20 protein-coding genes and 1 pseudogene are annotated in these 22,469 nt (G+C 41.7%); 17 read left to right on the top strand and 4 right to left on the bottom strand.

Going from position 1 to position 22,469, the window contains the following annotated elements:
* The 14 genes from DEP07_RS01515 to DEP07_RS01450 all read left to right on the top strand — a co-directional run.
* Positions 1–217 (top strand): hypothetical protein (locus DEP07_RS01515; RefSeq protein WP_287102002.1); only part of this gene is annotated, 217 nt, incomplete at its 5' end.
* A 238-nt stretch (positions 218–455) separates the two neighbouring features.
* Positions 456–677, top strand: coding sequence for a hypothetical protein (locus tag DEP07_RS01510; protein WP_287102001.1), 222 nt, complete (start codon positions 456–458; stop codon positions 675–677).
* Positions 677–1,069 carry a hypothetical protein gene (locus DEP07_RS01505; RefSeq protein WP_287102000.1) on the top strand — a complete coding sequence of 131 codons (393 nt, stop codon included), beginning with the start codon at positions 677–679 and terminating at the stop codon, positions 1,067–1,069. Before DEP07_RS01510 ends, DEP07_RS01505 begins: the two co-directional genes overlap by 1 nt.
* Positions 1,070–1,151: 82 nt before the next feature.
* A complete protein-coding gene (locus DEP07_RS01500; RefSeq protein WP_287101999.1) occupies positions 1,152–1,994 on the top strand; it encodes a hypothetical protein in 843 nt (280 codons plus the stop codon).
* 82 nt (positions 1,995–2,076) lie between these two features.
* A complete protein-coding gene (locus tag DEP07_RS01495; protein ID WP_353772863.1) occupies positions 2,077–3,675 on the top strand; it encodes a DNA packaging protein in 1,599 nt (532 codons plus the stop codon).
* Between the two features lie 24 nt (positions 3,676–3,699).
* The gene (locus DEP07_RS01490; RefSeq protein WP_287101998.1) at positions 3,700–5,061 is read left to right on the top strand and encodes a phage portal protein; all 1,362 of its coding nucleotides are present in this window, start codon (positions 3,700–3,702) and stop codon (positions 5,059–5,061) included.
* 483 nt (positions 5,062–5,544) lie between these two features.
* Entirely contained in the window at positions 5,545–6,399 is an 855-nt protein-coding gene (locus DEP07_RS01485; protein ID WP_287101997.1) for an SHOCT domain-containing protein, read from the top strand.
* Positions 6,400–6,521: 122 nt separating this feature from the next.
* The gene (locus tag DEP07_RS01480) at positions 6,522–6,875 is read left to right on the top strand and encodes a hypothetical protein (protein WP_287101996.1); all 354 of its coding nucleotides are present in this window, start codon (positions 6,522–6,524) and stop codon (positions 6,873–6,875) included.
* A gap of 61 nt (positions 6,876–6,936) precedes the next feature.
* On the top strand, positions 6,937–7,287 hold the full coding sequence (locus tag DEP07_RS01475) for a hypothetical protein (RefSeq protein WP_287101995.1): 351 nt from the start codon (positions 6,937–6,939) through the stop codon (positions 7,285–7,287).
* A 12-nt stretch (positions 7,288–7,299) separates the two neighbouring features.
* The gene (locus tag DEP07_RS01470) at positions 7,300–8,436 is read left to right on the top strand and encodes an Ig-like domain-containing protein (protein ID WP_287101994.1); all 1,137 of its coding nucleotides are present in this window, start codon (positions 7,300–7,302) and stop codon (positions 8,434–8,436) included.
* 753 nt (positions 8,437–9,189) lie between these two features.
* Positions 9,190–9,429, top strand: a complete 240-nt coding sequence (locus DEP07_RS01465) for a hypothetical protein (protein WP_122964845.1) — start codon at positions 9,190–9,192, stop codon at positions 9,427–9,429.
* Positions 9,430–10,635: 1,206 nt separating this feature from the next.
* Entirely contained in the window at positions 10,636–11,289 is a 654-nt protein-coding gene (locus DEP07_RS01460; RefSeq protein WP_287101993.1) for a glycosyltransferase, read from the top strand.
* A 126-nt stretch (positions 11,290–11,415) separates the two neighbouring features.
* Positions 11,416–11,631: a WYL domain-containing protein gene (locus DEP07_RS01455; protein ID WP_122964847.1), complete on the top strand. Its 216-nt coding sequence runs from the start codon at positions 11,416–11,418 to the stop codon at positions 11,629–11,631.
* A gap of 685 nt (positions 11,632–12,316) precedes the next feature.
* Positions 12,317–12,964, top strand: a complete 648-nt coding sequence (locus tag DEP07_RS01450; protein ID WP_141254226.1) for a hypothetical protein — start codon at positions 12,317–12,319, stop codon at positions 12,962–12,964.
* Between the two features lie 543 nt (positions 12,965–13,507).
* On the opposite strand, the gene DEP07_RS01445 is transcribed toward DEP07_RS01450, so the two are convergent.
* Both DEP07_RS01445 and DEP07_RS01440 read right to left on the bottom strand, forming a co-directional pair.
* Positions 13,508–14,299 carry a VanW family protein gene (locus DEP07_RS01445; protein ID WP_287101992.1) on the bottom strand — a complete coding sequence of 264 codons (792 nt, stop codon included), beginning with the start codon at positions 14,297–14,299 and terminating at the stop codon, positions 13,508–13,510.
* Between the two features lie 323 nt (positions 14,300–14,622).
* On the bottom strand, positions 14,623–17,511 hold the full coding sequence (locus DEP07_RS01440; RefSeq protein ID WP_122964849.1) for a DUF7948 domain-containing protein: 2,889 nt from the start codon (positions 17,509–17,511) through the stop codon (positions 14,623–14,625).
* A 148-nt stretch (positions 17,512–17,659) separates the two neighbouring features.
* On the opposite strand from DEP07_RS01440, the gene DEP07_RS01435 reads away from it, so the two are divergent.
* The 3 genes and pseudogenes from DEP07_RS01435 to DEP07_RS01425 all read left to right on the top strand — a co-directional run bounded on the left by DEP07_RS01435 (position 17,660) and on the right by DEP07_RS01425 (position 19,397).
* The gene (locus DEP07_RS01435) at positions 17,660–18,214 is read left to right on the top strand and encodes a hypothetical protein (RefSeq protein ID WP_287101991.1); all 555 of its coding nucleotides are present in this window, start codon (positions 17,660–17,662) and stop codon (positions 18,212–18,214) included.
* Between the two features lie 132 nt (positions 18,215–18,346).
* Positions 18,347–18,787 (top strand): ASCH domain-containing protein, encoded by a 441-nt coding sequence (locus tag DEP07_RS01430; RefSeq protein ID WP_122964851.1) that lies wholly within the window; start codon positions 18,347–18,349, stop codon positions 18,785–18,787.
* Between the two features lie 212 nt (positions 18,788–18,999).
* Positions 19,000–19,397 (top strand): annotated as a pseudogene (locus DEP07_RS01425) (GNAT family N-acetyltransferase).
* Between the two features lie 309 nt (positions 19,398–19,706).
* Here the strand turns inward: DEP07_RS01425 and DEP07_RS01420 are convergent.
* Both DEP07_RS01420 and DEP07_RS01415 read right to left on the bottom strand, forming a co-directional pair.
* The gene (locus DEP07_RS01420) at positions 19,707–20,579 is read right to left on the bottom strand and encodes a discoidin domain-containing protein (RefSeq protein WP_173599832.1); all 873 of its coding nucleotides are present in this window, start codon (positions 20,577–20,579) and stop codon (positions 19,707–19,709) included.
* A 646-nt stretch (positions 20,580–21,225) separates the two neighbouring features.
* A complete protein-coding gene (locus tag DEP07_RS01415; protein WP_274874110.1) occupies positions 21,226–22,350 on the bottom strand; it encodes a hypothetical protein in 1,125 nt (374 codons plus the stop codon).
* Positions 22,351–22,469: the final 119 nt, after the last annotated feature.

Genomic DNA, 22,469 nt, shown 5'->3' with positions numbered 1-22,469 from the left:
CTTTTTGATTGACATTCACAATCGCAGAGTAAACGGAGAAAAACATAAGCCGAACTTATACAAAATTACTTTACCAATTGAAAAAGTTGAAGATGGTGAAATCTCAATGAGTGAAATTATTCCGTTTTCAAATGTACTCAAATACTTCTATGATGATGGTCAATTGAAGAAATTATTACCAAGAAGGCAATTTGAACAGTTAATTAAAGTTGGTTAGTCTAATATGTTGTTTATTTTGAATGTCTGGTTAATGAATGAATGATGTTGGTGGGAGTACCTACTCCCCTACTATTTGTCCGTTGCACTGCTAAATAATAAAAATATCTATTGTACCCCATTTCGTACAAACTATTTTAATATCAGATAGGAATACTAGGAATTAACTTATTCGTGGTGGCTATTTATCAAGGTAGTCACCTTTTCTATTTCAAAACTAAAACTGGAGGGTATCTCAAATGCAAGAAACAATGAATGAAATGTTAGAAGTAATTAAGCAAACAAATGTAGAGTTGAAAGAAAATAGTATTCGTTTACAACAATTAGCCGAAAAAATGGGAATCGTCATTGATGAACAACAGATTATGAAAATGGGTATGAAAGAAATCAATCAACGGTTGGATGTTTTGTTAGAGCGTTTTGAGGATAGAGAGCAACGTCACTTAAAGGTGGTGCACTAATGAATATTTATGATGTGATTGCTAAACTGCCATTTCCGAAACAGCAGTATGTAAAGTATAAGTTTAATCTTTGGTTTGATACAAATAAGACTATGACCGAGGATGAATTTTTACATACAGTCCATAAAAAGACCATGAACAGTTTCCATAAATGGGAGCGTACTGATGAGTTCAAACACATTGCCAGTATGGTTTTGGCGACAAAAACAGCACAGGATCTCATTGATATGTATGAAGCGGTAAGAGATAAAGCAGTAAAAGGTGATGAGAAATCGGTTAAACTGCTTCTTTCGCTACAGAAAGAGATCGAACAGTACAAGCAGCAAGCACTTAAAGCGTTCGAGGATACAGTTGAACAAGACGAAGAGGATGACGATGATTTGGAACTTTAAAAGAAAGCGGCAATTGGTGGATATTGAACTTTTTACTTTACTGGAATAATATTGTATTGCTTGAGAAAAGGAGGACGAAACGGTGAATTTAGTTGAAGACCTAAAAAGAGCATTGATAGAAATATTCCAAAAGTTTGACATGGCTGTACCAAGAAGGCAAGACGCTCATTATCTGTTAATGTGCTATCTAAATTTAAAGTCAAAACTAATCACTCCTTATCCAAGAAAAGTGCATATATCCTCTGAGTTATCCAACAAAGAAATTGCAAGCCCTTTTAAAGAAGCGCTTGATAGTATAAAAGTTAAAATCGAAAGGGGAAAAGATATTAATCCTCACTTAAGTAAAGGTATCTTTAAAATTGAAAAGCCAGATGATTTGCTTGTTGATTGGGGCATATATCATTTACATTTGAATAACAAAAAAGACAAAGATGATGATTACTTTTACAGTAGGTCTGATGAGTTGCTTTTTTTTATGTCTTTCGAAAAAGATATCTACTTTTTAGAAGTTCTTCCGCACAAACAAAAAGATTTATGGGGCAACAAGGAGTTGCTACGTATTGTAAATAAGAACTGGCCACATTTACTTGAACCTTTTAGAATTCCTGATGCAATTTCGATAACTCCAGATCTTACCGAAAGAGAAATAATTGATGCAAGAAAGTCTGGTTCATTTCTGTTAACTGAAGTGGATGGGAATGTATATTCTCCTATAAATGGAGGACTTACTACTGCAAAAATTGCAGTTCGCCATGTTCAAATGGCTGATTCAATCATTTCTTCCATTAAGGAATTGGAAAGGGTATTAGAAAAACAAATTGGTAAACAGAAGAAAAGAGACTCTCCTAAATTCAAGTTAGTTCATGATGGAATGTTGCTTTATGTAATTGAGGAAAATACAAATAAAATGATTGCATTTTTTTAAAGCGTTATAAAATCCTATTTCCCAAAAGGGTAGCCGATGTTTCGGCTGCCTTTTTAGTCTTACCTGAAAAGGAGATGAAACGGTGGCTGCGCTAACAAAAAAGCAAAAACTTGAAAAGATAATGAGTTCATTTGAACTTTTTGCCAAGAATTTTATCAAAATAATTGACAACAATGGTGATCTAGTTCCGTTTGTCTTGAACAAAGAGCAATCTGAGTACATTAGCACAATGGAAAAATACAATGTTATCCTCAAAGGACGACAAATCGGCTTTACAACACTATCTTTGGCCTACATGTTGTACTCGGCTATAACAAGGCCAGACACAAGTTACATAATCATGACACATCATAACAGTGTGAGCAAAAGTTTGTTCGTCAAATTGAAAAAGATGTATAAAAATCTCCCTCATGCTAAGTATCCTGAACTGTTTCCAAAAGATAGTTTAAACAATAGGGATGAGTTGTTCCTCTCCAATGGCTCAAGGATAATCATTTCTACTGCTGGTGGGGATGACGCTATTTCAGGTAATACTTTTCAATTTATCCATTTCTCGGAGATGGGCAAATATCCAAACAACGTACAGGAGGAGATATTGTCAACCGCTATTCCTGCACTAGCAAAGAATGATTCGGCTATGATTTGGATTGAGAGTACAGGTATGGGTTACAATTATTTTGCCGAGTTGTTTCTTAAATCATATAGAGGTAAAGAAAGTGTCTGGAACGCCAAGTTTTATAGTTGGCTGGCTGATGCTTACCGTCAACAGTTCAAAGTGGTGTTTGATGAGGCAGAGGAATGGTATAAACTCCATAACAAAGGCAACAGATTAAGAGAGAAAGACTTAGAACATGATGAGCGGATTTTGTTTGAAAAGTATGGTGCTACGTTAAGGCAATTGATGTTTAGGCGGTATTACATTGCTACGAACAGTTTGGATAAATGGAATCGTGAGTTTCCAACAACGCCAGACCAAGCATTCCAAACGAGTAACGAATCTGTATTCTCGACGGAAAAGATCGTTGAGCGATTGCAATTTGTAAGTGAACCTTTACCATACAGCGAATTAAGCGATTTACCAGAGGTTTTAAAACCTTATCTTGGTAAGTCGCTTTTTATTTGGCATAGACCAAGGAGTGGAAAACGGTACTATACAGGTGTTGATACGGCTTCTGGTGGAGGTAAAAATTCGGACTTCTCTACTATCAGTATATTTGATGCTGAAGGTCAACAGGTTGCGAGTTTCTATAATAATGAGATTCCAGTTTATAAGTTTGCAGATGTGGTTGATTCCTTAGCAAGATATTTTAATGAATCCTTCCTTGTGGTTGAGTCAAATTCATATGGCTTACCATTAATTGAACGTATCCGTAAAGAGAAAGGTTACCTAAACATGTACAAGCATAAGACGTTTGACCAAAAGGGAAAGAAGAAACTAAAAGTCGGTTGGCAAACAACAAAAGCCAATAAAGCCATTTTAATCTCAGATTTTAAAGAGCAGTTTGAGGTTGGCATGATCAACATTGAGTGCAAACAAACACTTGAACAAATGAAGATATATGTAGACCAAGACGGAAAACTGGGCAACAAAAGAGGTTCAGGAGAAAGTTACCATGACGACTTGGTTATTTCCGCCGCGTTGGCGATTCAAGGAATGAAAGCAGGAAAATGGTACGTTTAAAGAATTAATTAAGGAGGTCATCCGATGAGTATAGATCAATATATTCGAGAACAACATGACGCAAATCCAGAATGGTTCGTTGAAGAGTGCAACTCAGTTGCCAATATGCAACGGATTAATAACATAATTGATATAAAAGAGTATCTGTCGGGCAATCATGCAATTCTTCAAACTCCATCCTACATGTATAACGGTCGTGAATTTACCCCTAGAAAGATCGTTTTGCAGTATGCGAAGAACGTATTGAATTTTAGTACATCATATTTGCTCTCTCATCCGATCACATTGACAGGTCAGGATAGTGTAGTTAAGGAATATAAGAAGGTTTATAAGAAAGGGAAATATGACCGAATTGACTTTGATGTGCTGGATAAGATTACGAAATATGGATTCGTGGCTGAATATGTATTCGTGGATTTTGATGGAACAATTAAAAGTAAACTGATTGATCCTGCTGATTCATATCCTGTATATGATGATGAGAACAACTACATAGCGTTTATCGAGCATTATACAACGGCTGATAATGTGAGTTACTATACAGTCTACTACCCTGATAAGGTGCAGAAGTATTCAAACAAAGACGGAAGATTAAAGTTAGTCGGGGAATATTCCAATCTTAGCGGATTGCCAATTGTCTATAAGAACCAGAATGAATTGGATAGTACAATCGGACGTAGTGACTTAGAGGATATAGTAACCATCATCGACAGTATGGAGGATTTACTCAGTAAGTTTGCAGATTCATTCCATAAACATCATAATCCTATACCAGTTGTGATTGGACAGCAGTTAAAAGGTGGTGGGCTTCCTTCAAATGTAGTCGGGGCTGGTATAGCCTTAGATGATGGCAGCGACTTTAAGATGGTCAGCAATCAGTTAGATTATAAATCATTTGAGACAATCTACAAGACGCTTATGACTACGTTACTCGATATTTCTAATACGCCAGGCGTTGCAATGGGAAAAGTGGACATTTCCAATTTAAGCGAGGTCAGCATCCGTCTACTTTATAGTTTATCAGACCTAAAAGCCAGTATGAATGAGAAGTATATGCGTGAAGGAATGGAACAGCGATTTGATAAGATTAGAAAGTTATTAGAGTTGAAAGGTAAACGGATTTCAGATGATGCTTTTGATTCTTTAGGGATTGTATTCCAGTATGCTCGACCGCAATCGGCTAAAGAGGTAATTGATAATCTGAAAGTGCTTAGTGATATGGGAGCAATTAGTATTGAAAGTATTTTGGAAAGATCACCTTACACTAATGATGTGGTGCAAGAGTTGGAACGATTAAAGGAGTATCAGATGGGAAACAAAACGGGAAATAATGATGATCAGGAGAGTATGGATTCGGAGAGTTTGAGAAAAAACGTTGGGAAATAATAGTATGAATGATAAGGGATTGAGTGGAAAGAGATAATGTCCACTCGCCCACACATGTTATACTATCCGTTTCATCAGGTGAAACAAAAAATAAAAGCGGCAGGGGAACGTGAGATTTCAAAAATTTTGCGTTCCTCTTGATTCCTGTTGCTGATTGATCCTGATAAATGGCTAATTGTGTCAATCTTAACCACTTAATCATGGAGTTAGTGGTCTATTTTTTGCCTGTTTTGTGGTCAGGTGTTGATAACTAACATTATCAACGGTTTTAATCTGGGGAATGTTCGGGAATAGACGTGATAAAATCAAGTTTTCATCAGTAATGTTCGATACCCCAATTGGCATGAAAGGTGCTGTAGCATACCCAATTACACCCACCCTGAAAAAATCTATCATACCCTAGTTGGAGAATATATTCCCATATATCTATGATAATGGTACTATGATGGTGGAATATTCGTACTGGGGAGGAAGATTAGTTAGATGGCAGGATGTCTTGGTGTCGGAATTGCATTTATTATTATTGCTTGGATGTTTAGTATTAGTAAGGCACTAGGTTGGACTGTTTTAATAGGTATTGTCGTTGCTGGATTTTATTTTAGTGTAAAAGACAAAGAAAAAAGAGATAAAGAGTTGGCTCAAAAAAGGAGTATGATGGATGAAACCATTGAGTTAATGAGAAGAAATGAAAACTTCTCCATTTCAAAGAGGTATATGTCAGAATACAATGATTGTGGTATTGCGATTGATGAAAACTCTAAAAGAATATCTTTCCTGTATACTGATAGGTCATATACATACTCCTATAAGGACATTTTAGAGTCCGAGATTATTGAAGATGGTATCTCAGTCACAAAAACCTCGAGAGGCAGTCAAATTGGTGGTGCTTTGTTGGGTGCTGTTCTCGCAGGAGGAGTTGGAGCAATTGTCGGTGGTTTATCTGGTGAGAAAAAAACAATGGAAAAAGTCAAAAATGTCGATCTTAAAGTGATTGTAAATGATACAAGCAATCCGATTCACAAAGTTAATTTTTTCAAGAGTATTGATTTAGCAACTCACCAAGAAACTAAGGATGGAGAAAAGAAAGACAGTCCTAAATATAAAGCAGCAATTGAAAATGCTAATCATTGGCAAGCATTAATTAGTGTATTGATTAGACAGGCGGATGAAGAAGACAAGTCAAAGATACAAGAAAAAGTTGAAGAAATAACTGTAGCAAAGGAAAGTAATTCATCAATATCTATTGCAGACGAACTATTAAAACTTTCCGAGTTACTTAAACAAGGAATCATAAGTCAAGAGGAATTTGATAAACAAAAGGCAAAACTATTGTCCTAATAAATGCTTGTCTGAGTGTTATTTATTACCCGACCACATACTTCATTTTTTTCCAAATGTAATCAAAATACTCCTTGAGATATGGTAAAATCCTCCTATGATCAAATCAGGAGGGAATTACTGTGAAAAGGGTATTGTTGTCGCTTGCATTAGTTGGATTATTAACTGGATGTGGAGGTGACCCATCAAGTGGGATTACCCAAACCAAACCAGAAACACATAATAGTAATTCAACTAAGCCCATAACCAACAATCAACCAGTTTATACTAAAGAGGAACTAGAAGCCGATCCAAAAGCACCTTCTAAAGACCCATCGGATTACGACCAAAACGGGCAGTATGTTCCCAAAGATGGGCCTTCTGATAATCCAGCAGATTACAGTAAAAATGGTGAGTATAAACCTGTCGAATCTATGACACAAGAGGAGATTCAAGCCGAATTAGAACAGATGTTAAAAGATTCGTTAGGACAATAGAATTCTGACTGCCCATTGTGGCAGTTTTTCTTTTTACCCAAATCTACAAGGAGGAACCATAATGACTAACCAATCACGTCTCGAAATGGAGATAAAGGGAATCACACTTACACCAGAGGAAATTGACGTATATCTTGGAGAATCAGGGCTACAACCATTGGCAGAATACGAGCCTACAAACAAATCACAAACACGAAAAATTTACGAAACGGCACTTGCGATATTGGGATCAATTTCCAATCAGCCACAATTAATGAAAAACTATACTTCCGATGATCAAACAGTTAGTCAATTCCATGAAAACTTAATGGCACGTATTGACCAACTAGAAAACAAAATCCACAAAATGAAAATTGACGAAGAGAAAGCAGCCAATACTAATGGCTCTTTTTTTATGTTGTTTTATCAGTAAGGGAGGATGTATATGGTTAATTTGTTTCAATCCAATCCAGACGATTTTCAATATATCCTAGACACTCTAGGACAGGATGTTTTAATCAATAATCGATCTGTAAGAGCGGTCATTTCAAATACGACACTCAGCACAGACGTTGATGACAAAAAAATCAGTACTCTTACACCGATTCAAAGGGGTTATTTAGTCCATTACAATGATGAGGACTGGTTAATCATCTCTGAAGTCAATGGACAGCGTAGCGGGCGTTACAGAGCGTTTATGCGTGTCTGTGACTATCGGATTAAGTTCAACTTTACAGGTACTGTTAAAGAGTTTCCTGCTATTGTAGACGGAAAAGTGTTTGATGTAGAGACAGGCCAATTTATGACATTACCTAACAGCAAAATCCTAGTGACGTTACAAGAAAACGAGGAAACATTACAAATTGTAGTTGGTCAGCGGTTCATTAAAATGGGCAGAGCGTGGGAAGTAGAAGCCATTGACAGAACAGAAAAAGGATTACTTAGATTGTGGTGCAAAGAGGATCAATTTAATGATGCTGTGGACGATAAAGAAAATGAAATTGCAAATGCAGGAAGTTGGGTATATACCGTTGATATAACTAACTCGGACACGTCTATTACAGAAGGTAATACTCTGCAATTGAATGTATCGGTAACACTAAACGGTCAATCTGTGACAGATAAAACTGTTGTATTTACTTCAAGTGATTCTAATGTCGCAACAGTGGATTCAAATGGATTAGTTACTGCTATAAATACAGGATTAGTGACCATTACGGCTGCATTGCCTGAAAAATCAGATGTTAATGATACAATTACACTCACTGTTGAAGCAGTTCAACAAGACAATTTCGCTTTAACAATCGTTGGCGATCCTGATATGAGAGTGACGCAAACTAAAACATGGAATGCCGTATTGACCAACAATGGTCAACAGGTTTCAATGCAACCGGCAACGTGGGGTATTACTAATACAACAGGAGGAACAACGGATTTAGTGTCGATAACAAGTCAGACAAGTGAAAGTTGCACGCTGAAAGCGAACAGCAACAATAAAATAGGTTACTTCAAGTTGATTTGCACTCTTAATGATGGGAGTTTGACGGCTGAAAAGCAGATACAAGTTAAGAGTTTGATTTAGATTTATACAAACTTTGTGTATTATCGGAGATATTTTAAGGCGACCACTTGACTTCTTTTACCGACTACTATATATTTATGATAATTGATACTGGAAGTAAGTGGTTTGATATATCAAGGACAAGCCCAGTCAGTAAAAGGACAACATTTCGTTCCAGTTTACTTGACAGGGTGGGGGTCGCTGGTTCGAACCCAGTCCGGATCACCATATAATGAATGCTGAAACCTCTTGGTAATCAAGGGGTTTTTCTTATTGTTGTCATTCGGTTGTTTCATTGGTTTTGATACGAATTTGTATTTTGATACGAACCTAGGCTATTTTCGGGTTTTGTAGAATATATTACCAAATCCATCCCGGGTGTCTCTCTGGAGATTAGGCAAAGGTTTCTATATGTATCTAATGTAATACGGACATTGGCCTGATCTAGCATTTCTAATACAACCTTTTCGAATTTACTCCTTGTTTCAATAGCAAGCTTGCATGAGGATGACGGATATCATGGAATCGAATTTTCCGCAAAGCTGTCTTCTGAGTGAGGATGCCAAAAGACCTATTCAACTTGCGTAGGGATAGTGAAGTGCCACCAGAGGTACAAATGACCCACCCAAAACCTCAATACAAAGGGCGGCGGTTAGCCACCATTTTCTGATAAGATCGATAAGTCGCCAACTGTTCGTTTCCCACCTGCTTTTCATTACTGTGATATAATGAAAATAAAAACAATGGGGTGTATTGTTGAAGAGACAATTTTTGATGATTGTAAGTGATGTAACCAAACCACAAATAGATAGCGCCAGCGAAGCAGTAAAAGATTTTAACGAATTCATTGACTTGATTCCAATTGAGTCTAAATCTGATGGAGGCTATAGCCTGTACCTCGATATTCAAAAAGGCGATGTTCCGATAACAGTTTCAGATACACGAAAATTCCTGAGAAATTGGTTTATGCCTTTAAAAATAGAATGTGATTCAAATCCACGAGACTTTTATTAAAAGTCTTTTTTTATACAAAGTAAGTAAGAGGTGTGGGCGCTGGTTCGAACCCAGTGAAAACTTCTTTTGACTGTTCCTTGATGAAGCTGATTGTCGAGTGGCTCCCCGATTTATCCAATCGGCTGTTTTGTTATCACTTGCTACGTGGATTCAAATGTTGCATTCAAATCTTGTAAATATTTACGCTTAATTGGCCCGTTGTAAATCTCCTTTGTTATCCGTTGATGGAACGCCGTGTGTAATGTCCATCTAAGTGGATTGACTCCTGGCAATACCAACTACACTCTTGCTGAAGATGCAGCTCACAATGCTTCTTCGCCTATCGGTTTGCCTTTCTATACTGGTACTGCAGATTAGACAGCACTCTAATAGCTATTACTTTTCGAAGTCGCTCAACCGAGCGGCTTTTTCTTTTGGAAAGGGGGAAGAACACGGTTGTTCTAGAATCACTTGGAAGTTGGGTGCAAAATACGAGTAAAGTCTTGGATCAGGATCATTTTATTTACTTGTTCACTCATCCAGGCGCGGACTGTAACAGTGCACCTGTCACAATCTCACCAGACGGGCCAGTAATGGCAGCAGGACATGACGCTTCAACAACTTATGCATTGATTCCGCTAAGTGCTAGTAGAATTGTGTCACTTGGATCACTCAGCAGAAGCGTTTTCCAGAAGATATGGAAGACGGGTGACGTTGCTGACCCAGTGTACCCGCATAATTTGATCAAGTTTGATTGAGACGGATAGGCTAGATAAGTATGATGTTGATAAGCCTGACAATTTTATCGATAAAGAAACGTCTACGGCCTTGAAGCTGGAGGGCTGGAAACGTGAAGCCGGCTTGAAGGCAATTGACAGTGTTTGACTGCCAAAAGACTACTGAACAACTCGAACGCCTGGAAAAAGCGATTGACTAACGATCCAGCAGGCGGACTGAGCGAGTTGCCCTGGCTCATGTTTACGATGCCTGACCGGACGACAGAAAAAACAACGCGACAAAAACACAGCCCTCCGTCCGGGGGATAACCGGGGAGGGCTGTTGCCTGTTTGAACAACTCCATGAGCATTTCATCTATCTTTTGGCAACCATTGAAAACAACCCTAAATAACCTCAAAGTGGCAAGTGTAATGTATAAAATCAGGTATCTAAACCATAATAAAACAGCCTGAAAAGACTTATTTCCTATGAACAGAGGAGCAGATGAATATGAAAATCAAGCGACTGCTTGCGTTACTGTTGACCTTGACGCTCGTTTTTAGCATGATGCAGGCAGTAGTATCCGTGCAAGCTAAAGAGGGGAAGGTAGCTGATTCAGTTTGCCTCAGTCCCAAAATGGTGCAGTTGAAGACAGATATGCAGAAAGTCTGGATCGACCATACAATATGGACGAGAAGCTACATTGTCAGTGCCATATCGAATCGTCCAGACCAGCAGGACGTTTTGGACCGACTTTTGCAGAACCAGCAGGATATCGGGAATCTGATCAAGCCTTATTATGGGGAAGCCGCCGGAAATAAGCTGGCTGATCTTCTCAGAGAGCATATTTTGATTGCAGGGAAAATTGTAGCGGCTGCCAAAGCGGGCAATCAGGCGGATGTGAAAAAGCTGGAGGCGGACTGGCATAGAAACGCTGACGATATTTCGAAATTTTTAAGTGCAGCGAATCCGAACTGGCAGTTTAAAACGCTGCAAGATATGCTTTATGCGCACCTTCAATTGATTACGGAAATAGTTCTGAACTGTCTCAAAGGAGATTGGAAAGCGGATATTGCAGCAACGGACAAAAACGAGATCCATATGATTCATTTGGCGGACATTTTGACAGAAGGCATCGTCAAGCAATTCCCTGAAAAATTTTAACCGGGTAGCTATAGGGCAGTTCGACGCTTCTGCAAAGCTCCACAAGTGTAGAGCTTTTTTTATTTGCATGTTCGTATTATGTTCGCATACAATACAAACAAACGTTCCTATCTGGAGGCGAACAGCATGAAAAGGCAACTGCAAAGAGCCATACAACAGCATCAGTACATCCGGATTATTTACCTTGGCAGTGACGGCCGCACTACACAGCGAACTTTGCGTCCCATCGAAATTTCAGACGACCGACTGAAAGCGTACTGCCTCACGAGAAAAGCGCCGCGTGTCTTTGTAATCGACAACATCCTTGCGGTACAGTCAGTGGCGAACCGCCATGCTGTCTGATCTCTTGTAACATATGGAAGGGTTGGTGTGTTGAGAGGGCATTCCAGATAGACAATCCGTTCTCGATCCGATTTGTTCTGCCGAAGCAACGAGAAGGGGTCCTTCAGCTGAAGAAAGACAAGAAACTGGTAAAATGCCTCTTTTAAGTGGGGTACTTCCCGTCAGCAAGGTTCTATTTTTTCGGATCTCGACCTGGTCGTTCCACCGCGGGCGCATCTCTGTGATGTACTTCTTATCTATGTAACGGCTGGACATTTTTGTGATGCTTTGAAAGTGGATTAGTTCCAGCTGTGTAACATCGCCGCTGAGAATGTTTCGCGCTGCGATTTTGAAAAAATTTTCCGCTCACGCTTCTTCATGCCCGTTACCAGTTACCTCTCGTCGTTTATTAAAATCTTTCTCCCGATGTCCTTACTTAGCGAAGGCGCTATTAAGCGTTAAACTAAGGAGGAGATTGTGATGATGAAAAAATTTCTGAATTGGGCCCGTCGTTATGGCAATTGAAATGATCATCCATTGGTTTAACTGATCTTCTGGCATGGGGCTGGAGATTCAATTATCCCGCCATTCATCAAATCGCGCGGGTTGAAACGATAACTTTAGTTAGCTGCAAGATAAGCTTGCTCCCTTTACCCTAAATCTGCCCGTTGTAAATCTTTATCTTCTTATTTGTTGATGGAACGTCGTGTGCGATGAAAGTCGCTCGCACGGTGTAGGTCCAGGGCGACCTGGAAATAGCTTATCAGTAACAATCGAACAGACAGCACTAAGTGCGGAACAAGTCCAATTTAGATGGAGGTGGTCAGATAGCGACTATGCCGATTACATGGTGGCTTATGTAAATGGGCAGGAATACAGGGTCTTCAATTACGGAGAGACTTATGGATTTGGTGCTATTAAAACATTACGTGCGGATACAAGCTATGACATCACGCTTCATTTTTACAAGAATAATGTCAATATCGCCCAAGGCGAACTGCATATCGTTACACCGCACGATGATACAATTGCTCCAAACGTGAATGCAATGCTTGGAAATCACACATCGACCACGGCAGATTTTGAGGTTTGGTCAGATGAGCCCGGGACTATTTACTATATCTTCGTTAGGGACGCGGATTTTAACGTTATGCCTAATAAAAGTTTGATTATGGCCGGGAATGATCCGAGAATCGTACGATCTGGACAATTGAATGTAACAGCCGATCAACGGAAACAGGTGCTTTTGGATGGATTTACTATTACCGAGCCAGGATATTGGACACTTTATTTAGTATCGGAGGATTCGGCGGGTAATATTTCAAGTATCCAAGGAGCAGGGTTTTCTCTGTGAAAAACGTCGATACTTTTTTCAGCAAACGGGATGTGACTGTTTGCGGTCAACAAAACGGTCATGTCGTTTGTTGATCCAAACAAATTAGTCGTTGGCGGCTGATCCTTAGGATTTATCCTGGGGTTTTTTCTTGGAAAAGCTTGAGTAAAGTGCGGAAGAGTCGGTCAACCGAGCGGCTTTTTTGACAAGGAAGATGAATAAGGTAATGAGGACATTTGCCAATAACTGCCCTAATCACCAGAGGAGCAAGTCAGAGAGAGGCACAATCGAGCTGGACTTCCTTCCTTTATGGCTTATGGCTCGCAACGATTTCGGTCGTGCCAAACATGCAGATTGAACAGCCAGAAGTGGCTGAACGTCTAATCGAGTGTCAGCTAACGGGTAAAGACATGTTGGCTAAAGAATCTTTACATTCGTACCGCAAAAAAGGGGGCAGGAAACAGGGCAGGCAAGATAGCAAATGTTTTGGCAGAACGGAACAGCGGGTGTTGACCACTCAACAACTTTTGCATTACGGCAAATCAAGATAGGTTCTTGATGCCCCTACCGAGTTATTTCATATTTGACTTCAGAATAATTGTGAATCATCAATTCTTCATGCAGAAGATTCCCGGTTCGTTTATCAATGACTCTCCTCCATATTTCGTTCTCTCTAAAATTTTTCCCGTCTATATGATGGAATTGATGATTTCTTTCTTCCAAATGGTAGGAAAAGGGCAACTCGTTTTCACAAAAGACAATTCCTTTTAGATGTTGGTCGGTTAGCCAAACGTGAAATTGAAATTGATCATTGGTGGGATTAAAGAAACGCAAATCCACGTAATTAAAAAATACGCTTGCCCCACTCCCAAAAGGCAAGACCCTATGCTCGTCTGGAAACGGATCAAAACTATGATGATGTCTCTCCGTGATTTCTAACGGTGTATGCAAGGCAAGCCAAAAAAGCAAGTTCGCTAACTGACACAACCCTCCCCCAACACCTGTTTTCACTTCACCTTGCGATAACAGCAATCCGTCAATATACCCTTTGCTCGATGTAGGTTTCCCAATTAAATGCCAAAACGAAAAGGTTTCACCTGGCTTCAAAACAATCCCGTCCATGGATTTTAGGGCAATGCGTAGATTAGTAATTTTATTTTCCTGTAACATCGGATCGGATGTACCCAATTTTCTCCTTAAAAGCGATTGATGTCGTTTGACTACATGGGGGAAGCGATCAACCATTCGCTCATTGGCAAAATTCACAAACAGATTGCGAGTCGTTCTCTTTAAACGAAGCTGAAGGATTCTGAGTTTGTAGACTAAAGGCATTTTAACTGCGAGCTGTTTTATCATTGAGCGGTCACCCATTACCAATTTGATTTTTGCGTGCGATGGAGTTGCGGACAACTTGAACGGACAACTTGAACGATTGCGAAGGTCGGGAGTAATCCCAGACTGCTCCTGCCAACCGGAAATTATACCATAATATGGATTCCTGATGTTTTCCATTTCGCGCTTCTTGCGATACAAAATTTTGAGCGCGGCGATCACTGACTAAAATGGGACTATCCGGACAGCAAACAAAAGGCAGCCGAGCTTGAAACGAGAATGAAAAGTCCGAAGCGCCAGCTGCCTTTTTGCAAAATACGCATGTCTTCCGGCTTGACGATCGTTGCTTATTGCGCGAACAGGCTCGGGCATTGCGGCGGGAATGCAATGGGCGGGCAACGGAAAGATGGGGGCGGGACGGGAACCGGGAACGAGTTCGGACGAGGTGCACAAAGTTTGGCGAGCACTTCCAGCTTCACATCCGTTTCCACCTGGATCTGCACGCAGATGACGATGTCCATGGCGATCCTGCCGTCCAACAGTACATGGCTGCTCGGCGTACACTCGCTGGCGACGATGTGGCAGCGGATGTTGGAGGCATTCAGTGGCTCGGGCAAACAAAGCGCGATTTCGCTGTCGAGCTGGGCAGGAGCCGAAAATTCGCACAGCAGCGCGCTGTCGGCAAATACGCGGATCAACTGCGTGGAGCGAAGCAGAAAGTGGACGATGCCCATGCGCACTGCGTTTCCGTAAACGAGACTGGTGTCGCGGTGGATGCTGATAATCGAGCAAGCAGCGTCTGAACAGCACGGTGGCTGGACGTGTCCGGATGATGGCGGAACAAGCGGCGTTGCACATTGGATATCGATACGCTGACCGGCCAGGATTGCGGCTTCCACCAGCGGGCGGCACTCGTCTGGAATCCGGACTTCGTTTCGGCCCGAGAGCGCAGTGTAGACCCAGTCGTATATTTTAGGGACGCGGATGCAGACTTCGAGGACGTTGATAGGGATCGGCGGAGCTGGCACGATGATTTTGACGATAAATGCGTCCAGATTCCCTCCAAATAAAGTCTGCGCTGCCCCTGGAGTAATGGGAAACGGAACCGGATCTGTTTCAGGAGTGGAAGTAATGCCTGTCACGTAGGCGTTTCCCGATCCATCTACGGAGATGCCGAAAGCTTGGTCGTCTTGCCCGCCTCCCAAGTAGGTGGAATAGCGGAGAGCGTTGCCTGCGGTGTTCAGGCTGGTCACGAATGCATCGTGGCTGCCGCCCCCGTAGTTGCGTTGAAAGGCATTCAGTGTGATCGGAAAAGGGACGGGTGCTGTTTGAGGTGTGTTGGTGATACCCGCCACGTAGACGTTTGGCAAGGAATCAAGTGCGATCCCGAAAGCCTGATCGTCCTGACTGCCGCCTAGATAGGTAGAAAACACAAGCGCGCTGCCTGTCGGGTTCAGCTTGGTGACAAACGCATCTAAGAGCCCCCCTCCGTAGACCGTCTGGAAGGCGCCCGGGGTGATTGGAAAAGGGGCGGGATCGGTCTGGGGGGTAGCGGTGCTTCCGGCCACGTATGCGTTGCCTGCCGTATCCACCGCGATGGCAGCTCCTGCATCGTTTTGCCCGCCGCCCAGGTAGGTAGAGTAGACAAGCGTGCTGCCAGTGGCGTTCAGTTTGGCAATAAACGCGTCAGAGCTGCCTCCCCCGTAAAGCGTTTGGAAGGAACCCGAGGTGATCGGGAAGGGAACGGGATCGGTCTCGGGAGTAGAGGTACTTCCCGTGACGTACGCGTTTCCCAAGGAATCGACCGCGATGGCGGCCCCGGAATCGAACGATCCTCCGCCCAGATAGGTAGAGTAGATGAGCGCGTTGCCCGCGGCATTCAATTGGGTGACAAACACATCTGTGTTCCCTCCAAACGACGTTTGAAACGCGCCGGGAGTAATGGGGAAAGGTGTGAAATCCAATTGAGAAGTTGCCGTAGTGCCGACGATATAGGCGTTTCCGGCGGCGTCGACGGTAATACCCGAGCCGAAATCGATGGAATCCCCGCCAAGGTAGGTGGAGTAAACGAGGGCGTTGCCCGCAGGGTTCAGTTTGGTGACAAATGCATCCAACGCTCCGCCAAAAGTCGTTTGAAAGGCCCCCGGAGTGATGGGAAATGGAACAGGATTCGTTTGAGAGCTGTTCGTGTTGCCTGTGATGTAGGCGTTTCCCAAGGAGTCGACGGCGATCGCCGAACCTTGGTCGATCCCCCCTCCACCAAGGTAAGTGGAGTACAGGAAAGTGTTTCCGGCGGGATTCAGTTTCGCGACGAATGCATCCGATGTCCCACCAAATGTTGTTTGAAAGGCTCCGGGAGTGATGGGAAAAGGAACTGCAGCCGTTTCGGGAGTGTTTGTAGAGCCTGTCACGTAGGCGTTCCCCGCTACATCGACCGCGATCGCAAAGCCGATCTCGAAATTCCCTCCGCCCAAATACGTGGAGTACTCCAGCTCAGGATCGATGACGAGCGGGTAATGCGGATCGTAGTCAGCTCCGATCCGAAAGCGAATGACGGGTGCGCCATCTAGTTGCTGTTCGAGCAAAAAGGAACTGCTGACGTTTGCCTTCCGCCCGCCGATCTGCTGGTAACTGAACGGACGTGCTTCGCGAAGCTCCCCGATTTCGGTGTGTATGAGGAGATTCCCTTGCTCATCCAGAGACAACGATTTTGCTCCGCGATAGGCAAAACGGATGTCTGCCACCTTCGCACCGGGCTGAACGACAAATTCGTATTTGATCCGGCCGTTATCACTGTGAAACACGAGGTCAATTCCCGGCCACAGCTTCGGATAGACGACGTGCTCATACGTAGGAATATTTGTATGCCATTTGGAAGAATCGTTGCCCTTCAAATAGTTGACTGTCCTTGTAGCGAGCTTGCGGCCTGTCGGCTTTGCTGCCGGATTGGAGTCCAAAAACGCCAAAGACAGCCGGACTCCGCGTACCTGCTTGTTCCATTTCTCCGCGGATTGAGGAAAAATAGAGCCGAGGGCTGCAGTGGGCGAAAAATCTCCGGCAGGCTTCTCTTGAAACGTCAGGAGAACTTCTCCCGGCATGAAGTACGCTTCATAATCGGCTCCTTTTACGTAATAATGAAGTCGGGAATCCGCCTGGCCGACATTCGGGACAAAAAAAGGACGACTTTTTCCGAATGTCTGCAAAACCTGCTGCCTGTTGTCATTCGCGATGGGCATCGAATCACTCCTTCCGTAAACGAGGTGCCTTATTGCTATACGTATGTACTGTTGTAGGTGTGTGGACTGGGCGAGTGTTTATTTTTGCCGCATGGATGATTTGTAACATCAGGGACTCTCTTTTTCAGCTTTGCCAAAAGGGCATGGGATGGAGTTTTTAATTTTCGAAATTCTCACCAATAAAGTAATTAAATCTTCCGTGTTTCTTACCCTCCATGAGAGAATGAATATAGCTACCCGTTCGTTCAGGGGGCATCATGATTGCATCACAAAAAAATCAAGCGAGGCGAGCATGGACCAAATCCAAATTTACGTTACAGATAATTCTGAGTGTCTTGAGTTTGAGGCGGAAAGCAGAGATTGCCGATTTGATGTCTACGTTAAGTTCAGCGATGAGTTATTCAGTATTAAAATTTATGATATTGTGCGGCTAACCCAGGACTTTGAAAGCGAGGTTGCTTCAAAAGGCTTTTACTCTGTTGATCCTAATGTAGTATTAGTTCCATCGGTGACTAATACGCATATTTGCACAACTGTAATGTCGCTTGCAAAACAGAAGTATTTCAGTCAAATCAAACCGCTTTGTGCTCAGGAAGTGGAAAAAATCATGAAGGATCTCTCACCGATATCTCTGCCAACGTCGTTTTACGATAATGGACGATCGGATAATCGGGAGGGGCAGACAGCGAAAGTGCCAAGCTGATTCAGGGAACGTGAATGCAAGCGAGCAGCCATCGGTACATACGTGTCAAAACATATGATTGTTGTGTGTGGCATTGCGGCTGAAGACGACGAGGAACGTAGATAGCTGCGATCAAATGGGGGGCAGTTCGGCATGAAAGCAATTACCATTCACCAGCCGTGGGCGACGCTGATCGCTTTGGGCGAAAAAAGGTTTGAGACTCGGAGCTGGAGCACAAAATACCGCGGCTCCATCGCGATCCATGCTGCCAAGAAGGTAGACAAGGAGATTTGCTTGCTGGAGCCTTTTCGTAGCGTACTAGCAAAGCACGAATATACGGCGGACAACCTGCCGACAGGCGTAGTGGTAGCGACAGCAAAACTTGAAGAATGCCTAAAGATTGTTACGCTTGGAACGGACAAAGTGGCAGCTATTCGTGAAGCGGATGAAGTAATGATACCAATCGAAGGAAACGAGATAAGCTTCGGGTGGTTTGAACGAGGAAGGTTTGCTTGGCAGTTGACGGAGGTAAAACGGATTGCTCCGGTGCCCGCAATAGGCAAACAAGGGCTTTGGAATTGGGAAGGAGAATAAGGTCAAGGCGTAGTAGTCGATTGGGTAAAGACATACCGCTTCACTAAGGTACGTATAGTCGATGAAAAGTGGCTTATTTTGCTTTCGCCGTTTGCGACAAAAGCTGACGTCGTTACAAGCGAAAATGGTAATATTTTCATTAATCAACATGTAAGGGGTGTCTCAAATGAAGTTAAATCCTTATAACTAAAAAATGGAAAGTGAGGGATTGCATGTCATTTGAGATGATAGAACGTCCACCTACTCTTGAAGAGTTTCAGCAGTTGTGCGTTTCTGTCGGTTGGGAAAAGATGATGAATTTCAAAGTGATCAACCACTCACTTGAAAATTCTTTGCATGCAGTTGTTGTTCGCTTCGAAAGCAAAATAATTGGTATGGGCCGAATTATTGGCGATGGGCACGTTTATTTTTATGTGCAAGATATTGTTGTGCGTCCGGAGTTTCAAAAAATGGGGGTAGGGACAATCTCATGCTCTATCTAAAAGAGAGTGCTCCCGACCAAGCTTTTATCGGTCTCTTTTCGTCTAACGAAGGCAAGAAACTGTATGAAAAATACGGCTTTCAGCAGTACCCTACTTTAACCGGAATGTTTCGAGTAGCGCCAATTTAGCTAGTTGTAGGCTCCTCCAAGGTTGGGGGGAGTCTTCGCTTTTATCTGTTTTATCATAGTCGTGAGGCTGCTGCGTGGGAAATATTCCCCGAAGTCGCACTTGTTTATCTATGGTTAACATCCTACATCGTCTGTGGAATAATTCATGATCAGCCGCTAAAACTTTGTGCAATGTTGAGTGAATTGATCGAATCGATAGGAACTTCAACTGTTAAATGATGAGGAAATCTAGTGAATATCCATGAATCATATAATAGCTGTAAAGGCGTAAGTACATAAACGGCGCCCTCATGGAGGGTGCCGTTTATGTTATTTGCTATATTCCATGACTTCAAAGGATTGGATTTTGTTGAAGGCTACGTAATCTTTTCGTGATGTAAACGGCCCCTTATTAAAGTTCTTTTCAAATATGTATGTTTCGTTGCCGCGTCCATCTGCACGATTATTATACCAATTAATGAAACTTTCTACTTCAGTTGAAGATAAATCAAATTCTTTTTCAAGACCACTAATCATTTTAATAACAAGTAATGCACGCTCTCCAGCTGGCGTAGGATCGGGAGTTGGATCAGGATCAGTGTTTATGAGTGTGTCTCCGATCATTTCCAATTCCATAATTCCTACAGAACTCCCAGTCGGATCATAATAACTATTTAAAACGTTGATACGATAGTATCTAAAGTATTTCTTATTATTCGTTTCTACTGTTACTGGAGTTCTATCATTTTCTAACTTCCCTTCGGTAACAAGGGACCATGTTGTATTATCATTTGACCCATATAATTTCCAGTCCTTGATAAGTGACTTTACGGAGTCATTGTGGAACAAAGGGGTTATAGTAATTTGATTAACCTTCTTTTTTTCAGTTGAACCGAAATCAACTTTTAAAAAATGGCCGCCTTCAGGCGGTGTTGTTGCATAAACGTACCAAAAATCTAAGTGATTAAAATCAACAGAATCATCAAATGCTTTCCATCCATAATCATTACGTCCACCAGACCCATAATGGGCGCTTTCACTAATGACGATGGGAGCAGGTTTATCGAAGTCAGTCATTGCTGGAACAAGATCTTTAGTAGGCTGTTGATCTTCTGCTAAAGCAATGTTTTGTCCCGAAAATAAGATAGAAAATGCCAGTACAAGACTTACTAAAATTGAGTTATACCCTTTTGCAAGACGCACAAGAACCCTTCTTATTTTTCAAAAAAAGATAATAGGAACCAATAAAAATATAGAGCACTGAGTTAGTTTTTGCAAAACAAAATATGGAAATTTTTTGAGCCTAAGGTAGAGAGTTTTTCTTAGTTAAGTCTAAGCAACATTGTTGCCGAGATGATTTTATGGACGGACGATTACAATCAAAGTCAGGGGCGGATCAGGCAACTGAATAGGGCCTTATTGCATCATCGTCACAAGATGAGAAATGCTGAGCGGATTCACTGATCTAGCAAGTAACCCACTTAGCAGTAATTAAGAGAAAAGAAGCCCCAAAGGGACTTCTAACGATGCCCTCATCTTCTAGCTACATGCTTTGCATTTGCTATACAAGCAGAAGAGGGGGACACTAAATAAGTAGGTTTAATATTCTCGCTATTATTACGAGTGCTCCAATAGCAAACATCAAGAATCCAATGATTTTAAATAACCAATAATCAAATTGGCTATGAGGATCGCTTGCTGATCCAATTATTCTAGAACGTAATTTTTGGACGTCCTTGGTTCTGAACGCAGTGAAAAAACCTATAGTGGAAAGGATTACAAGTGCGATTAATATCCAAGGCGAGTCATTCAAGAAATATACACTCCTACTATTGATGATTTAATTTGATTAACCAAAAATAGATCGAATTACTCTTTCGACAATATTTCTATCGTTACTCTCCTTTTCTTCTCGGTCTCTTGATCTTTTTTCTCTAAATAGGTCCTTTACGTCCTCAACAATGTCTTTAACAGGCTCTACAATGTCCCTTTTAATATCGAGAATTTCTTTAGTTCCTCCGTAAGTAATACTGCCACCAATTGGTACTTTTCCTGCTACACCAACTTCGAGTCCCGTTGGAGAACTACCTGTAGAACTGTAAGGTTTAGTGAGCCCTCCTGAAATTGGTCCAAGTTGTATGCTTTCATTTATTGCAGTTCCTGAGATGAAATCTTCTGGTTTAATATCATCAGGTATGTAACCAGCTTTACCACTGAATCCGACGTCAAAGCCAATCCCGATATTTCCTCCTATGTATACCTTTCCGTTTTTGTCAATTGTGATTGCGGCACCACCACCACCGCCTGCAATTGCACTTCCACCAAATGAAATATAATCAATTTCTCCAACAGGACCTTCAAAAGTATTTGTTGAGACCTTTTTCTCTTGTTTTATGTATTCAGACTTAGAATTTGTTATAGAAGGCTGAGAAGGTTGATTGCTAAGTATTTTGATTAGATTCTTATTGGGGAGCGTAGTCTGTGCTTTCAGCTTAAGTATGGCATAGGGGTCATAGGTGTCTTTGTTAGATTGCGGTTTAGTATTGGTATAACCATGTAAATCTTTATCCTTATCTCTATGGTCTTTCACAACAACACCATGTGCTTCTTTATCTTTGTCAATACGTTCTTTTACAACAGGCTCTTGTTTTGAGGATTTATTATCGGTGGTTATTGAGCCTGAGTTCCCGCTATGAGTGCCTTCTGGAATGGATTTGGCGATTACTGTTGATTTCGGTTGGACAGTCGGATTTTTTTCATTTTGGGGAGTGGACAGGGCTGGTGTGACTTGACTGCTCTTATAAGCTTGTTGTGCTGCTGGACTAATTTGAACGGAGTCACTTTTTGGATTTGTGGTTGTTACGGCTACTTCTTTAGGCGGAGAGGCTGGTTTAGTTGGAACTGTAACTTTTGTAGTTTGCGAAGTGTTACTTTTGCTAGGTGTGTAATCACGAATAGATATATTTTTTGCCATAAATGCCTCACTCCTATATCATTATTCAGAATATATTAGGAGTATCGGAGAAAAAACCAAAATTGTTAATATTTAGTTATTGATTGGGTTTGAGATGCTTTAACTGATAAGCTAAGCAG

The sequence above is a fragment of the Brevibacillus sp. genome (assembly GCF_003521185.1).
Classification (GTDB): Bacteria; Bacillota; Bacilli; order Brevibacillales; family Brevibacillaceae; genus Brevibacillus; species Brevibacillus parabrevis.
The sequence above is the reverse complement of the archived record's forward strand: the minus strand, read 5'-3'. Positions and strand labels throughout refer to the sequence as shown.